Source organism: Massilia sp. GCM10023247 (assembly GCF_042653325.1).
Taxonomy (GTDB): Bacteria; Pseudomonadota; Gammaproteobacteria; order Burkholderiales; family Burkholderiaceae_D; genus Telluria.
The window spans coordinates 113097-127944 of record NZ_JBHSIB010000021.1 but is presented as its reverse complement, the minus strand read 5'-3'; the positions used below and the strand labels follow the sequence as shown (position 1 = coordinate 127944).

At 69.1% G+C, this 14848-nt stretch carries 11 protein-coding genes and 1 pseudogene; 7 read left to right on the top strand and 5 right to left on the bottom strand.

Features of this window, described 5'->3' with window-relative positions; all coding sequences use genetic code 11:
* The 6 genes and pseudogenes from ACFPAH_RS16765 to ACFPAH_RS16740 all read left to right on the top strand — a co-directional run.
* Window positions 1–804: pseudogene (locus ACFPAH_RS16765) on the top strand (DNA polymerase III subunit gamma/tau); the annotation flags it as partial.
* A 38-nt stretch (window positions 805–842) separates the two neighbouring features.
* On the top strand, window positions 843–1172 hold the full coding sequence (locus ACFPAH_RS16760; RefSeq protein WP_379747549.1) for a YbaB/EbfC family nucleoid-associated protein: 330 nt from the start codon (window positions 843–845) through the stop codon (window positions 1170–1172).
* 53 nt (window positions 1173–1225) lie between these two features.
* Window positions 1226–1513: a YciI family protein gene (locus ACFPAH_RS16755; protein ID WP_379747547.1), complete on the top strand. Its 288-nt coding sequence runs from the start codon at window positions 1226–1228 to the stop codon at window positions 1511–1513.
* Between the two features lies 1 nt (window position 1514).
* Window positions 1515–2105, top strand: coding sequence for a recombination mediator RecR (gene recR / locus ACFPAH_RS16750; protein WP_379747545.1), 591 nt, complete (start codon window positions 1515–1517; stop codon window positions 2103–2105).
* Window positions 2106–2224: 119 nt separating this feature from the next.
* Entirely contained in the window at window positions 2225–3361 is a 1137-nt protein-coding gene (locus tag ACFPAH_RS16745) for a glycosyltransferase family 4 protein (RefSeq protein WP_379747543.1), read from the top strand.
* Between the two features lie 40 nt (window positions 3362–3401).
* Complete coding sequence (locus ACFPAH_RS16740) at window positions 3402–4199, top strand: DUF2334 domain-containing protein (protein WP_379747561.1); 798 nt, start codon at window positions 3402–3404, stop codon at window positions 4197–4199.
* Between the two features lie 56 nt (window positions 4200–4255).
* On the opposite strand, the gene ACFPAH_RS16735 is transcribed toward ACFPAH_RS16740, so the two are convergent.
* Window positions 4256–4540 carry a hypothetical protein gene (locus ACFPAH_RS16735; RefSeq protein WP_379747541.1) on the bottom strand — a complete coding sequence of 95 codons (285 nt, stop codon included), beginning with the start codon at window positions 4538–4540 and terminating at the stop codon, window positions 4256–4258.
* Between the two features lie 168 nt (window positions 4541–4708).
* Between ACFPAH_RS16735 and ACFPAH_RS16730 the strand changes: the two genes are divergently transcribed.
* Window positions 4709–7117 carry a penicillin acylase family protein gene (locus tag ACFPAH_RS16730; protein ID WP_379747539.1) on the top strand — a complete coding sequence of 803 codons (2409 nt, stop codon included), beginning with the start codon at window positions 4709–4711 and terminating at the stop codon, window positions 7115–7117.
* Window positions 7118–7211: 94 nt separating this feature from the next.
* Here the strand turns inward: ACFPAH_RS16730 and ACFPAH_RS16725 are convergent, their stop codons facing one another.
* From ACFPAH_RS16725 to ACFPAH_RS16710, 4 genes are all read right to left on the bottom strand, one after another.
* The gene (locus ACFPAH_RS16725) at window positions 7212–9434 is read right to left on the bottom strand and encodes a putative bifunctional diguanylate cyclase/phosphodiesterase (protein WP_379747559.1); all 2223 of its coding nucleotides are present in this window, start codon (window positions 9432–9434) and stop codon (window positions 7212–7214) included.
* Complete coding sequence (locus tag ACFPAH_RS16720) at window positions 9434–12316, bottom strand: response regulator (RefSeq protein ID WP_379747537.1); 2883 nt, start codon at window positions 12314–12316, stop codon at window positions 9434–9436. Before ACFPAH_RS16720 ends, ACFPAH_RS16725 begins: the two co-directional genes overlap by 1 nt.
* A 253-nt stretch (window positions 12317–12569) precedes the next feature.
* Window positions 12570–12767 carry a YbdD/YjiX family protein gene (locus ACFPAH_RS16715; protein WP_379747535.1) on the bottom strand — a complete coding sequence of 66 codons (198 nt, stop codon included), beginning with the start codon at window positions 12765–12767 and terminating at the stop codon, window positions 12570–12572.
* A complete protein-coding gene (locus tag ACFPAH_RS16710) occupies window positions 12767–14833 on the bottom strand; it encodes a carbon starvation CstA family protein (RefSeq protein ID WP_379747533.1) in 2067 nt (688 codons plus the stop codon). The genes ACFPAH_RS16715 and ACFPAH_RS16710 overlap by 1 nt, the downstream gene beginning before the upstream one ends.
* Between the last annotated feature and the right edge of the window lie 15 nt (window positions 14834–14848).

The following is a 14848-nucleotide window of genomic DNA, read 5'->3' as shown; positions in this document are numbered from 1 at the left end:
CCGGCCAAGCGGCCGGGCGCCGATGCCCCGCCGCCCGCGGCGGCCCCGGCGGCGCCGGCACGCCCGATCAACGTCGGTCCCGACGCCGCGCCAGGTGCAGGTTCGGGCACGGCTGCCCGCATGGCGCCGCCGTCGGCGCCGAATGCGCCGCAAGCTGGCGCCCGCCCCGGCGCTGCGCCGCCCTGGGACGGTGCCGGCGCCCAGGCGCAGGCACGCCAGCAGCCGCAGGCGCGCGGCCAGAACCCCGTCGCCGATGACGAGCCGCCGGCCTGGGTCACCGGATTTTCCGACGATACCGCCGTCGCCGCCGAAGCGGCCGCCGTCGCGGCGCCCGTAAGCGCGCCGGTGCAGGCGCCGCGCGCCCCGGCCGCGCCGCCGCACGCCTATGTCGTGACGCCGGTGCCGGCGCTCGACTGGGATGGCAACTGGCCGGCGCTGGCCGCCACGCTGCCGCTGCGCGGCGTATCGCAGCAGCTGGCATTGCAGACCGAACTGGTCGATTGCCACGCGGACGCGGCTGCCGCACTGTTTCGCCTGCGGGTGCCGGTCGACACCCTGCGCGCCAGCGGCAACAGCGAAAAACTGCAGGCCGCGTTGCAAGATTGCTTCCCCGGCAAGCGCATCACGGTCGAGACCGAAATCGGTCCGGTCTGGTACACGGCCGGGGCCGAGGCGAAGGCCGCGCGCGAAGAACGCCAGCGCCAGGCCGAAGCGCTGGTGGCGAGCGACCCCTTTGTACAGGAAATGGAAAGCACCTTCGGCGCTTTCGTCGTGCCCGGCTCGGTGAAGCCGCCGCTCGCCTGACCCTACACCTTTCTAACGATTCAACGGAGAACCGCATCATGATGAAGAACCAGCTCGCAGGCTTGATGAAACAGGCGCAAGCCATGCAGGACAACATGAAGAAGGCGCAAGAGCAGCTGGCCCTGATCGAAGTCGAAGGCCAGTCCGGCGCCGGCATGGTGAAGGTCACGATGACCTGCAAGAACGACGTCAAGCGCGTCCAGATCGACCCGTCGCTGCTGGCCGACGACAAGGACATGCTGGAAGACCTGGTGGCCGCCGCCTTCAACGATGCCGTGCGCAAGGCCGAGGCGACCTCCGCCGAAAAGATGAGCGGCCTGACCGCCGGCATGCCTGGCCTGCCGCCCGGCTTCAAGATGCCGTTCTGATGCACGCATCGATGTTCACGCATTAATGTTCACGCACTGATGTTCACGCACTGATGTTCATTATCTCGCTCACCTACACCGCGCCGCTCGCCAAGATCGATGCGCGCCTGGCCGCGCACCGGGACTACCTGGCCGAACAGTACGCGGCCGGCGTGTTCCTGATGTCCGGCGCGAAGGTGCCGCGCGACGGCGGGATCATCGTCGCGCATGCGCCCAGCCGCGCCGCGCTGGAAAAGATCCTGGGCGAGGATCCGTTCGCGCTGGCCGACCTGGCGCGCTACGAGATCACCGAATTCACCCCGACCATGACCGCCGAGGCCCTGGCGGCCTGGCGCGCCTAGCATGTCCAGGTCGCTCGACTTCCTGACCGAGGCCCTGCGCCGGCTGCCGGGCATCGGCCCGAAATCGGCCCAGCGCATGGCCTTCCACCTGCTGCAGCACGACCGCGAGGGCGCGGCGATGCTGTCGCGCGCGCTCTACCAAGCGGTCGACACGGTGCACCACTGCGCCATGTGCAATACCTTCGCCGACACCGAGGTCTGCGAGATGTGCGCCGACGAGGCGCGCGAGCGCAACCTGCTGTGCATCGTCGAAACCCCGGCCGACCAGATGATGATCGAGCAGACCCTGACCTACAAGGGCCTGTACTTCGTGCTGATGGGCCGGCTTTCGCCGCTGGACGGCATCGGCCCCAAGGACCTGCACCTCGACAAGCTGATCGCCCGTGCCGCGGACGGCGTCGTCGCCGAGGTCGTGCTCGCGACCAATTTCACCAACGAGGGCGAAGCGACCGCCCATTACATCAGCGAAATGCTCAAGGCCAGGGGCCTGAAGGTGAGCCGGCTGGCGCGCGGCGTCCCCGTCGGCGGCGAGCTCGAGTATGTCGATGCCGGCACCATAGCGCGCGCCATGCTCGACCGCCGCAGCGCATAATCGTCCTGACAAGCACCCGGTAGTAAAGTCGTTTGACGCGGCGGGTCGCCGTTTGCGTGTGCGCAATCAGTGCGGCCGGTCCGCTGCTATCGTGGCCACTCTTCAAGCGGACTGCGAGCATGCACCTAGTCGACATCACGATGTTCTACGCCGCCGGAGGCAATGGCGTGAGCACTTACCTGAACGCCAAGGCACGCTGGCTGGCGCGGCACAGCCGCGTGCGGCACACCATCCTCAGCCCGAACGTCGACAGCGGCGGCGAGGCACCGGCCCTGGTGCGGGTGCCCGCGTTCGCGCTGCCGGGCATCAACGGCTTTCGCATGCCGGTATCGGTGCGCGCGCCCGCGCGCCTGCTGCGCCAGGCGCGGCCGGACATCATCGAGGTCGGCGACGCCGGCCACAGCGCCTGGGCGGCACTCAACTTGCAGCGCCGGCTGGACGTGCCGGCGATCGCCTTCTACCATTCCGACCTGCCGCGCCTGGTGCGGCCGCGCTTCGGCCAGACGGCCGAGGGTGTCACCTGCAAATACCTGGCCCACCTCTACCGCCAGTTCGACCTCGTGCTGGCGCCGAGCCGGGTGATGGTCGAGCAACTGCACGAGATCGGCGTGCACGATGCGCGCCACCAGCCGCTCGGGATCGACGCCGGCGTGTTCCACCCGGCGCGCCGGGTCGAGACCCTGCGCGCCCACCTGCGCCTGCCCGAGAACGCGCGGCTGCTGGTCTACGCCGGGCGCTTCACGGCCGAAAAAAAGCTGCCGCTGCTGATCGACGCCGTGCGCAAGCTCGGCCGGCCCTATCACCTGGTCATGGTCGGCGGCGGGCTCGAGCTGCCGCACTACCCGCAGGTCACCTACCTGCCGTTCTGCCGCAACCAGCGCCAGCTGGCGCGCCTGCTGGCCAGTTGCGACGTGCTGGTCCACCCGGGCGACTGCGAAACCTTCGGCCTGATCGTGCTCGAGGCCATGGCCTGCGGGCGGCCGGTGGTGGCCACGACCGGCGGCGGCGTGGCCGAACTGGTCGACGAGCACACCGGCATCCTGGCCGAACCGAACTGCGTGGACAGCCTGGCCGGCGCCATCGAGGCGATCTACGAGCGCAACCTGGCCCAGCTGGGCGAACATGCGCGCCGCAAGGCCGCCGAATGCTACGACTGGAACCAGATCCTGCCGCAGGTGATGCGCCGTTACCAGGCCGTGCTCGGCAGGCGCGAGCAGGACGAACCGGGATCGCGTGGGATCTGTGTCACCGACTGAGCCGGCAGGCGCCGCTACCCAAGCCCGCGTCCACGCCCCGATGCTGTGCGTGTCGATCCACGACGTCGCGCCCGCCACCTGGGACGAGTGCGAGCGCCTGGCGCGCGCGCTGCGCAGCGTGGGCGAGATTCCGCTGAGCTGGCTGGTGGTGCCGCGCTATCACCATCACCCTCGCAATCGCGACCATGCGCGCAGCGAGGCCGCGATGCGCGCCGGCCTCGACGCCGCGCTGGCGCGCGGCGACGAACTGGTCTTGCACGGCTACACCCACCTCGACACCGAAGGCCCTGCAGGCGGCCTGCGCGAACGCTTCCTGCGCGGCGTGTACACGCGCAGCGAAGGCGAATTTTCCGCCCTGTCGGCGGCCGAGGCGCGGCGCCGCATCGGGCTCGGGCTCGAGTGGTTCCGTGCGCGCGGCTGGCAGTCGCCCGGGTTCGTGGCGCCGGCCTGGCTGCTGGGGCAGGGGGCCTGGGAGGTGCTGCCGGAGTTCGGCTTTGCCTACACCACGACCTTCACCCGCTTTCACCTGTTACAGGAAGGCCGCTCGGTGTTCGCGCCCTCGCTCGTGTACACGGCGCGCAACCGCAGCGGGCGCGCGCTGTCGCCGCTGGCCGCCAGCCTGGCCGCGCCCTTGCTGGCACGGGCACCCCTCATGCGCTTGAGCCTGCATCCGCCCGACGTGCGCCACCCGCGCCTGGTGGCGCACGCGCAGCGCCTGGTCGAGCGCATGCTGGCTTCGCACGCGGCGGTCACGAAAGCGGCGTGCGCGCAAGGGCTGCGCGCAACGCCAACTGCCGGCGCGCCCTTGCAGCCGAGCCATACGCAGCAGCGCACCTGAGCGGCGCGGCCTCGGCCGCGCGCTTGCCGCAGCGCCGGCCGGCAAGGCGCCCGGGCTTACCAGCGTCCCCAGTAGCCGCCGCCCCAGTAGCGCGGACCCCAGCCGCCGTAGCCATAGTAGCCAGGACTGGTGCCGTAGCGCTGCAGGTCGTCTTTCGTACTCAGGCTGATGATGCAGTCGCGCCACTCATTCGATTGCTGGGCATAGCCAAGCCGATCGCAGGCCGGGCCATAGATCATCATCATTTCCGCCATTTCCGCTTGTTTGCGCGCCGCCCGCTCCTGCGGCGTGGCGCAGGCGCTCAGGGCGAGCGCCGCCGATAGAACAATCAAGGTACGCATGGCCGACTCCTTCTCGGTTCGCTTTGACTGGTTTCGAGCTTAGCGCAAGAACCAGAACACTGCTCGATTCCCTCCAATCGGACGGAGCAACGCCAGTCCCCGCCGCCGGCCGCGCTGCGCTATCGCGGCCATGGCTTTTCTGGCAAGATCAACAGCATGGGAGAAAACATGGGATCACGCCGCTGGCGGGCCTGGACGGCGCGCATCCTGGCGGGCCTCGCCGGGCTCGTGCTGCTGGCCTTGCTCGGCGTGTGGCTGACGCTGCGCGCCAGCCTCGCGCAACTCGACGGCCGGGTCGAGGCGGCCGGCCTCGCCGCACCGGTCACGGTCGCGCGCGACGAAGCCGGGGTGCCGCTGATCCGCGGCGCCAACCGCCTCGACCTTGCCTACGCCACCGGCTTTGTCCATGCGCAGGAACGCTTTTTCCAGATGGACCTGTTGCGCCGCACGGCGGCCGGCGAACTGGCCGAGCTGTTCGGTCCGCGCGCGCTGCCGCTCGACCGCGCGCGCCGCCTGCACCGCTTCCGGGCCCGGGCCGGCCAGGTGCTGGCCGCGCTGCCGGCGCCGGATCGCGCGTTTCTCGAACGTTATGTCGCGGGCGTCAACGCCGGCGTGCAGGGCCTGGGTGCGCGCCCCTTCGAGTACCTGCTGACCGGTGCGCCGCCCGCACCCTGGCGCGCCGAGGATTCGCTGCTGGCCGTGTGGGCGATGTACATCGACCTGCAGGGCAACCAGGAGCCGCGCGAACTGGCGCGCGGCTGGCTGCGCGAGCACAGCGATGCGAGCCAGCTGGCCTTCCTGCTGCCCGAGGCGAGCAGCTGGGATGCGCCGCTCGATGACGCAGCCTTGCCGCCGGAGCGGCCGATCCCTGCGGCGGCTCCCGGCTGGTGGGGTCGCTCATCCGCGCCAGGCGCGCCAGGCGCGCAGCTGGCCGCGCTCGACATGGACAACCTGGTGGGCAGCAATAACTATGCGATTGCGGGCAGCCGCAGCGCGAGCGGCGCCGCCATCGTCGCCGACGACATGCACCTGGGGCTGCAGCTGCCCAACATCTGGTACCGGCTGGCGCTGGCCTACCCGGACGGGCAGGGCGGCGAGCGGCGCCTGGTGGGCGTGACCCTGCCCGGCGCGCCGCCGCTGATCATCGTCGGCAGCAACGGCAAGGTCGCCTGGGGCTTCACCAACAGCTATGGCGACTACCTCGACCTGGTCGAGCTGGCCGCCGACGATGCCCATCCCGGCCAGGTGCGCACGCCCGGCGGCTGGGAGCGTCCCGTCGAACAGGTCGAAACCATCGCGGTGAAGGGCGCGCCCGGCGAGCGGCTGGTCGTGCGCGAGACGCGCTTCGGGCCGATCCGCACGGTCGCGGGCAGGCACTATGCGCTGCACTGGGTCGCGCACGACCCGGGCGCCGTCAACCTGAATCACCTGCTGCTCGAGGGCGCGGCCACGCTCGACGCGGCGCTCGCCATTGCCGCGACCGACGGCATCCCGGCCCAGAATTTCGTGGCCGGCGACAGCGCGGGGAACATCGGCTGGACCATCGCCGGGCGCCTGCCGCGGCGCACCCACGGGGGCGGCGAGGCCAGCTTCCCGCTGGCGCCCGCCGGGACGCCGACCTGGAGCGGCCTGCTGGCGCCGGAAGACTATCCGCGCGTGGTCAACCCGCCGGGCGGCCAGTTGTGGACGGCGAACAGCCGCCAGCTGCTGGGGCCGGACAGCGCGCTGCTGGGCGACGGCGGCTTCGACCTCGGTGCGCGCAGCCGCCAGTTGGGCGAGCGCCTGCGCCAGTTGAAAGGGCGCACCGATGTTCCGCAGGCGTACGCGGCGGCCCTCGACGACCGTGCGCTGTTCATCGCCGGCTGGCGCGAGCGCGCCCTGCGCGTGCTCGATGCGCAGGCGACCGACGGCCAGCCGCGCCGCGCCGAGTTGCGGAACTTGCTGGAGACGAGCTGGAACGGCCATGCGAGCGTCGACTCGCGCGGCTACCGGCTGGCGCGCAACTTCATGTGGGCGCTGCACGACATCCTGTTCGGCGGCGCCAACGCGCAGATGGCCGCGCTCGACCCGAAGGCGGCCATGGGCGCGGCCAATCCGCGCTGGCCGGCGGTCGTGGCGCGCCTGCTCGACGCCGAGCTGCCCGGCTGGCTGCCGCCCGGCATGCCTGACTGGCGCAGCGTGCAGCTGGCCGCGCTCGACCGCGTGATCGCCGACCTCGACCGCGATGGGGTGCCCCTGGCCGAGGCCACCTGGGGCGCGCGCAACACGGCGGCGATCGCGCATCCGATCGCGCTGGCCGTGCCGGCACTGGGCCCGCTGCTCGGCGTGCCGCCCGACCAGCTGGCCGGCGACGCGCACATGCCGCGCGTGGCCGGGCCGAAGTTCGGCCAGTCGGAGCGGATGACGGTGTCGCCGGGGCGCGAGGAGGAAGGACTGTACAACATGCCGGGCGGGCAGAGCGGCCACCCCTTGTCGCCGTTCTTCCTGCGCGGGCACGCGGAGTGGGTGCGTGCCACGCCGCTGCCGCTGCTGCCGGGGCCGGCGCGCACGACGTTGACGCTGGCGCCGGGGCGGTGAGCTCGTAGGGTGGAGTCCTGACTCCACGAGGTCGCACGCATACGATCAGGGGAAGGAAAAAACCGCGCGGCGCCTTTCACGGGTCATCATGCATTCACTTCGCAGGCAATGCCGCCTGCACCGGCTTGAGCATCAGCGTGATGGCGTCCGCGCTGGAGGGGTGGCCGAGGAAGTAGCCCTGCACCATGTCGCAGCCATACTGCTCGAGCAGCACCAGCTGCTCGCCGGTCTCGACGCCTTCGGCCACCACCGCCATCTTGAGGCCATGGGCCATGGCGATGATCGCGCGCGTGATGGCCGCGTTTTCCGAGTCCTGCGGCAGGCCGGAAATGAAGCTGCGGTCGATCTTCAGGGCGCGCACGTCGAAGCGTTTCAGGTAGTTCATCGACGAGTAGCCGGTGCCGAAGTCGTCGATCGACAGGTAGACGCCCAGGCCGCGCAGGCGTTCGAGCGTGGCCAGGGTCGCCATCGCGTCGTCCATCAGCGTGCCTTCGGTGAGTTCCAGCTCGAGCAACTTCGGGTCGAGGCCGGTGTCGTCCAGCGCCGAGAGCACCATCTGCGACAGGTTCTCGTCCTTGAACTGCTTGGCCGACAGGTTCACCGCCATGCGCACCGGCCGCCGCAGCAGGTTCTGCCAGACGCGGGCCTGGTTGCAGGCCGTGCGCAGCACCCATTCGCCGATCGGCACGATCAGGCCGGTCTCCTCGGCCAACGGAATGAACTCGGTCGGCGAGATCACGCCGCGCTCCGGGTGGCGCCAGCGCACCAGGGCCTCGACGCCGACGATTTCCGAGGAGCGCACCTCCAGCTGCGGCTGGTAGAGCAGGTACAGCTCGTCGTTCTGCAGGGCCTTGCGCAGGCCGACCTCGAGCTTCACGTGGCTCATGATCTGCATCGTCAGCGACGAGCTGTACAGCTTGGCGTTGTTCTTGCCGCAGTTCTTGGCGTGGTACATGGCCGTGTCGGCATACTTGAGCAGCGAGTTGCAGTCGTCGCCGTCCTCCGGGAACAGCGAAATGCCGATGCTGGCGGTGACGAAGATCTCGTGTCCCTCGATCAGGAAGGGACGGCGCATCGCTTCCTTGACGCGGTGGGCGACGTTGAGCGCGTGCTCGACCCGTTCGAGGTCGGGGATCAGGATCGTGAATTCGTCGCCGCCCAGGCGCGCCAGGTTGGTGGAAGACGAGTCCGGCGAGGCGCCGCCGTGCGTCGCATCGCCCGGCAGCGCTTCGCTTCTCGACACGAGGTCGCTCGGGCGGATGGTCTCGCGCAGGCGCTCCGAGACGATCTTGAGCAGGTGGTCGCCGACGTTGTGGCCGAGCGTGTCGTTGATGCGCTTGAAGGCATCGAGGTCCATGAACAGCACGGCGAACTTCTTGTTGCCGACCTTCGAGCGCTGCAGTTCGCGCTCGAGCGTCTCGAGGAAGGCCTGGCGGTTCGGGATGCCGGTCAGGCTGTCGCAATAGGCCAGGCGCCGGATCTGCTCCTCGGTGCGCTTGCGCTCGCTGATGTCGCGCACCAGGCCCAGCACTTCCGAAGGACCGGTGGCGACCAGGCGCGCTTCGAAGTGCTGGGTCTCGCCGAAGCGCACCAGCTCGTACTCGACCGAGCGCACCTGTTCCAGCCGCAGCACCTCTTCCATCTGCGCCATCACGCGCGCCGCGACCGCCTTCGGTAGCACCTCGGTGATGTGGCGGCCGACGCAGCGCTCGCTGGTGAACGGAATCGCTTCCTCCAGCGCCGCGTCGCGCCGCCCGTGGCGCGCGCGTCCCTGCAGGCCGCCGTGCAGGCGCCCGCGGCCGGGCTCGTAGTCGAGGTAGAAACCGTCACGGTTCATGCGGAAGAAGGTGTCGGGGATGGCGGCCAGCACGGCGCGGTTCTGGGCGTCGGCGATGCGCAGGCGGGCGATGGCATCGCTGGCGCGCAGCACGTACAGCACCCGGTGGCCGAGGATGGGCCAGTTGATCGGCTTGGAGACGAAATCGGTGGCGCCGGCCTCGTAGGCGCTGGTGACGGCTTCGACGTCGTCGCCGCCGGTGACCATCACGATCGGCACCGAGACCCCGGGGCCTTCGGCGCGGCGGATGGCGCGGCAGGCGGCAAAGCCGTCCAGGTGCGGCATCTCGACGTCCATCAGGATCAGGTCGGGGCGGCGCTCGGCGGCCAGGGCGACCGCCTGGCGCCCGTCCTCGGCTTCGATGCCGTCGAGTCCGACCTGCTGCAGCATTTCCAGCATCAAGAGGCGCATCACCGGATCGTCGTCGGCGACCAGCACAATTCCACGAATGGCGCGTTGTGGGGCAGGGGAGGCTGGCATCATGTTTCCTTCTCTAGCATGGCATTGAGCGAGTGCTGGACCGCCTGGAACTCCTGTTCCATATCGGACAGCAAGCCGGCGGCGCCAAGGACGCTGGCGCTGCGGCCGAGGTGTTCGAGGTCCTTGCACAGGCGCGCGAGCGTGTCGGCGCCGACGTTGGCGCTGGCCGACTTCAGGCTGTGCGCCACCCGGCGCACGGTGTCGGCATCTTCGCCTTCGACCGCCTGGTGCAGCGCCTGGAGCTGGCGCGGCGTGTCGCCGACATAGGCGGCCACCACTTTCTGCACCAGCGCGTCGCCGCCGGCCTGGCTGAGGGCGCGGATCTTCTCGAGCGCCGCGGCGTTGATGACGTCGCGCTGGATCACTTCGCGCGTTGCCAAAGGCAGGGTTGGCGCCTCTTCGTCGTGGTGCCGGCTGGCCGACAGCGGCAGCGCCATCCAGCGCCCGATCACCGCCGCCAGCTCGGCCTGGGTAAAGGGCTTGGACAGGTAGTCGTCCATGCCGGCCGCCAGGCAGGCTTCGCGGTCGCCCTGCAGGGCGTTGGCCGTGATGGCGATCACCGGCAGCGTGCGCGGGCGGCCGGCATCGAGTTCCTCGCGCCGGATCGCGGCGGTGGCGGCAAAGCCGTCCATCACCGGCATCTGGCAATCCATCAGCACCGCCTCGACACCGCCGGCGCGCACCGCGTCGAGCGCTTCCTGGCCGTTGCGCGCGACCTGCGCCTGCAGGCCCAGGCTCTCGAGCATCGCCTTCGCCACTTCGACGTTGACCGGGTTGTCCTCGGCCAGCAGCACGCGCCGCACGCGCGGCTTGCCTTCGCCGCGTCCGTCGCCACTGCCGCGTGGCGGCGGCAGGAACTGGGCGGCGGGCGCCGTGATCCCGCGCGGGCGGGTGCCCAGGCAGGCGAACAGGTCGGCCGCGCGCGCAGGCTCGATCAGCTGGTAGGCCACGCCGGCCTCGCGCCGCTGCACCGGATCGGCTGCCAGCCGCTCGGGGCTGAGCAGGATCAGGCGCGTCGGCCGCGTCAGCGGGTCGGCCTTGATCGTGGTGGCCAGCAGCAGGCCGCTCGACTGGGTCAATTCCATGTCGACGATGGCGGCGTCGAAGGGCTGCGGAGTGATCGCGGCCGCGCGCAGCCGGTTGACCGCATCGAAGGCCGACGCGGCGCCCTCGCAGGCGACGTTCCATGCCGCCAGGTGGCGTTCCAGGCCGATGCGGCTGGTCTCGTTTTCGTCGACCACCAGCACGCGCAGGCCGGCCAGCGTGTGTTGCTGGCCGCCGGGCGCGTCCGGGTCGACCCGGCGCTTGTCGAAACTGACGGTGAACCAGAACACGGACCCCTGGCGCACCCCGTTGTCGACCCCGATCGCGCCGCCCATCAGTTCCACCAGCTGCTTCGAGATCGCCAGGCCCAGGCCGGTGCCGCCGAACTTGCGGGTGGTCGAGTCGTCGGCCTGGGAAAACGCCTCGAACAGGCGGCCGCGCGCCTCGCGCGAAATGCCGATGCCGGTATCGATCACCTCGAAACGCAGCATCACGGACTGGCTGTCCTCGCTGGCCACGCGCACCCGGGCCTCGATCCGGCCCTGCTCGGTGAACTTGATGGCGTTGCCGAGCAAATTCGCCATGATCTGGCGCAGCCGGTTCGGGTCGCCGCAAATGGCGACCGGGATGTCGTTGGCGATGTCGAAGTCGAGCGCGATGCCCTTGCTCTGGGCCTGCGGCGTATAGACGGTGTGGATGTCTTCGAGCAGGTCCCACAGGTTGAAGTTGATGTATTCGATGGTCAGCTTGCCGGCCTCGATCTTGGAAAAGTCGAGGATGTCGTTGATGATGACCAGCAGGTGTTCCCCGGAACGCTTGACCAGGCGCGTGTAGTTGCGCTGGGCTTCGGTCAGGTTGGTACCGAGCAGCATTTCGGTCATGCCCAGCACGCCGTTCATCGGCGTGCGGATCTCGTGGCTCATGGTGGCCAGGAAAGCGCTTTTCGCCCGGCTGGCCGCCTCGGCCGCGTTCTTGGCGCGCTCGAGCTGCTCGGTACGCACGCTGACCTGGCGTTCGAGTTCGTCGCGGTGCAGGGTGAGGGCGGCGCCGCGCCCTTCGATCTGGGCCAGCATGTCGTTGAAGCTATCGATCAGCATGCCCAGTTCGTCGCTGCGCTGGTGCGCCACCCGCAGCGTGTAATTCTGGCTCTCGGAGACTTTTTTTGCGGCCTGGATCAGCTTCGTGACCGGCTCGGCCATGCTGCGCGTAAAACGCCGCGCCAGCACCAGCGCCACCAGCAGCGACAGGCACATCGCCGCGCCGGCCACGCCGACGCTGTCGAGGATGTCTTGCCACATCGGCAGCAGGTCCGCCTCGATCACCAGCACGCCGACCTGGGACTGGGCGCCGCTGACCGCCCGGTACAGGCGCATGCGCGGCGACCACAGGGGCCTGCCCGCCAGGTTGGCTTCGGCCAGCGCCTGCGCGTCGGCGATCGCCAGGGTCGGCTGCGGCCCGGCACCCTCGTGGCTTGGGGCGACATAGGCCGCAAACAGCCGGCCGCGGCTGTCGTAGAGCGCGGCCAGCACGATGTCGTCCTTGGCCTTGAGCGCGGCCAGCAGGTTGCCCGCCAGGCTGCGGTCGTTGAAGACGAGGGCGTCGGCGCTGTTGACCGCCACCACCCCCGCCAGCGAGGACAGCTGGGTACCGGCTTCCTCTCGGTGGTTGAGCACCGAGCCCACGGCAAAGGCGACGAAGACGAACAGCAATGCCGCGCCGGTCGAAAGCAGCGACATCATCGTCAATTTACGGTTCAGGCTGGAGCGAGCTAGGTTCGGCATCGAGGCAATGTGCAGGAGCGGCATGGCGATGCGGGCCGGCGCAACGGCTGCGCACATGCCCTCCTTGCAGAAATGCAAATTCCTGCAAGAAAAAATATTACGTGGGAGGGCGGGGTATGGCTTTGCGTTGGCGCAAAGGGGTTGGTGCGAGGAAAGTTGTAGGGTGGACGGGTCCCCCGTCCACGCGTTCAATCACCGGCAGAACCGCCGTGATACTGGAAGTATCGTAACGCGAGCGGTCGTTGAACGCGTGGACGGCAAGGCCGTCCACCCTACGGGCCGGCGGCGTTTCGCCGGCCCGCAGCCGTGTTCAGCAACACCCTCCGCTACGCCCCGAGCCATAGCGCGCTTCCTGGCGCTCGCGGAAGAACTCCTCGTAGGTCATCGGGGTCTGGTCCGGATGCTCGCGCTCCATGTGCGCCAGGTAGGTGTCGTATTCCGGCAGGCCGACCATCAGGCGCATGCTTTGCCCGAGGTACTTGCCGGCCTGAGCGAGGGTGGCGAACATCACTGCACCTGTGGGCTGATGCCGGCGACGAAGGGCGATTCCTTGGTCGTCGGGTTGGCGCTCTTGCGGGCGTCGATCACGGTGCGGATGCCGTAGTACAGCACCGCCAGCACGACGATCATGAAGAAGCCGGCGAGGGCGGCGTCGACATAGTCGTTGAAGATGATGCGCTGCATCTCGGCGACCGACTTGGCCGGCGCCAGCACCTGGCCCTGGTCGAGCGCGGCCTGGAACTTCTGTGCGTGGGAGACAAAGCCGATCTTCACGTTTTCGTGGAAAATCTTTTGCCAGCCCGCGGTGAGGGTGCAGATCAGCAGCCAGATGGTCGGCCCGATGGTGACCCAGGCGTATTTGCCGCGCTTCATCTTGAACAGGACGACGGTGCCCAGCATCAGCGCGATACCGGCGAGCATCTGGTTGGCGATGCCGAACAGCGGCCACAGGGTATTGATGCCGCCCAGCGGATCGACCACGCCCTGGTACAGGAAGTAACCCCAGGCCGCCACGCACAGGCCGGTGGCCAGCAGGTTGGCCGGCAGCGAGTCGGTGCGCTTCAGGGCAGGGGCAAAGGCGCCCAGCAGGTCCTGCAGCATGAAGCGGCCGGCGCGGGTGCCCGCGTCGACCGCGGTGAGGATGAAGAGCGCCTCGAACAGGATCGCGAAGTGGTACCAGAAGGCCATCATCGCCTTGCCGCCGACTACGTTCGCCAGGATGTTGGCCATGCCGACCGCCAGCGTCGGCGCGCCGCCGGCGCGCGAGATGATCGAGTGCTCGCCGACGTCCTTGGCCACCTGGGTCAGGATCTCAGGCGTGACCACGAAGCCCCAGTTCGATACCGCGGCCGCGGCCGACTGGGCGGTGGTGCCGAGCAGCGCGGCCGGCGCGTTCATCGCGAAATAAATGCCCGGGTCGATGGTCGACGCCGCCACCAGGGCCATGATCGCCACGAAGGACTCCATCAGCATGGCGCCGTAGCCGATGAAGCGGGCGTGGGTCTCGTTCTCGATCATCTTCGGCGTGGTGCCGGAGGAGATCAGCGCATGGAAGCCCGACACCGCGCCGCAGGCAATGGTGATGAACAGGAAGGGGAACAGGTTGCCCGACCAGACCGGGCCGCTGCCGTCGATGAAGCGGGTCACGGCCGGCATCTGCATGTGCGGCGCGACGATCAGGATGCCGATCGCCAGCGCGACGATGGTGCCGATCTTGAGGAAAGTGGACAGGTAGTCGCGCGGGGCCAGCAGCAGCCAGACCGGAATGACCGAAGCGATGAAGCCGTAGCCGATCAGCATCCAGGTCAGTTCGGTGCCGGTGAAGGTGAACATCGGGCCGAAGGTCGGCGAGTCGTGCACCCACTGGCCGCCGACGATGGCGAGCATCAGCAGGACGAAGCCGATCAGCGAGATTTCGCCGATGCGCCCGACGCGGAAGTAGCGCGAGTAGATGCCCATGAAGAGCGCAATCGGGATCGTGGCCATCACGGTAAAGGAACCCCATGGCGAGCCGGTAAGCGCCTTGACGACGATCAGCGCCAGCACCGCAAGGATGATGACCATGATCATGAAGGTGCCGAAGAGGGCGATGACGCCCGGGATCTCGCCCATTTCGGACTTGATCAGGTCGCCCAGCGAGCGGCCGTCGCGGCGCATCGACATGAACAGGACAATGAAGTCCTGCACGGCGCCGGCAAAGACGACGCCCGCCAGGATCCACATCATGCCCGGCAAGTAACCCATCTGCGCGGCAAGGACCGGACCGACCAGCGGGCCGGCGCCCGCGATCGCCGCGAAATGGTGGCCGAACAGCACATATCTGTTCGTTGGAACGTAGTCGAGTCCGTCGTTGTATTTGTAGGCGGGGGTCTGGCGGCCCGGGTCGAGGCCCATCACCTTGGTGGCGATGTAGAGGCTGTAAAAACGGTAGGCGATGAGATAAACGCAGACAGCGGCGGCGACCACCCAGACGGCGTTGATCGACTCGCCGCGGCGCAAGGCCACGTAAGCGAGCGCACCGGCGCCGAAGAGTGAGAGCGCCGCCCAGCCGAGTTTGTTTCCGAGGCTTTTCATGGTGGCTCCTGAGGT

What these genes read in the sequence shown, in the direction of transcription:
- ACFPAH_RS16715 (WP_379747535.1), bottom strand. Translation starts at nt 12,767, where the DNA reads ATGTTCGCCACCCTCGCTCAGGCCGGCAAGTACCTCGGGCAAAGCATG.
- ACFPAH_RS16710 (WP_379747533.1), bottom strand. Translation starts at nt 14,833, where the DNA reads ATGAAAAGCCTCGGAAACAAACTCGGCTGGGCGGCGCTCTCACTCTTC.
- ACFPAH_RS16730 (WP_379747539.1), top strand. Translation starts at nt 4,709, where the DNA reads ATGGGATCACGCCGCTGGCGGGCCTGGACGGCGCGCATCCTGGCGGGC.
- ACFPAH_RS16745 (WP_379747543.1), top strand. Translation starts at nt 2,225, where the DNA reads ATGCACCTAGTCGACATCACGATGTTCTACGCCGCCGGAGGCAATGGC.
- ACFPAH_RS16725 (WP_379747559.1), bottom strand. Translation starts at nt 9,434, where the DNA reads ATGCCAGCCTCCCCTGCCCCACAACGCGCCATTCGTGGAATTGTGCTG.
- ACFPAH_RS16740 (WP_379747561.1), top strand. Translation starts at nt 3,402, where the DNA reads ATGCTGTGCGTGTCGATCCACGACGTCGCGCCCGCCACCTGGGACGAG.
- ACFPAH_RS16760 (WP_379747549.1), top strand. Translation starts at nt 843, where the DNA reads ATGATGAAGAACCAGCTCGCAGGCTTGATGAAACAGGCGCAAGCCATG.
- ACFPAH_RS16720 (WP_379747537.1), bottom strand. Translation starts at nt 12,316, where the DNA reads ATGTGCGCAGCCGTTGCGCCGGCCCGCATCGCCATGCCGCTCCTGCAC.
- ACFPAH_RS16755 (WP_379747547.1), top strand. Translation starts at nt 1,226, where the DNA reads ATGTTCATTATCTCGCTCACCTACACCGCGCCGCTCGCCAAGATCGAT.
- ACFPAH_RS16735 (WP_379747541.1), bottom strand. Translation starts at nt 4,540, where the DNA reads ATGCGTACCTTGATTGTTCTATCGGCGGCGCTCGCCCTGAGCGCCTGC.
- recR (WP_379747545.1), top strand. Translation starts at nt 1,515, where the DNA reads ATGTCCAGGTCGCTCGACTTCCTGACCGAGGCCCTGCGCCGGCTGCCG.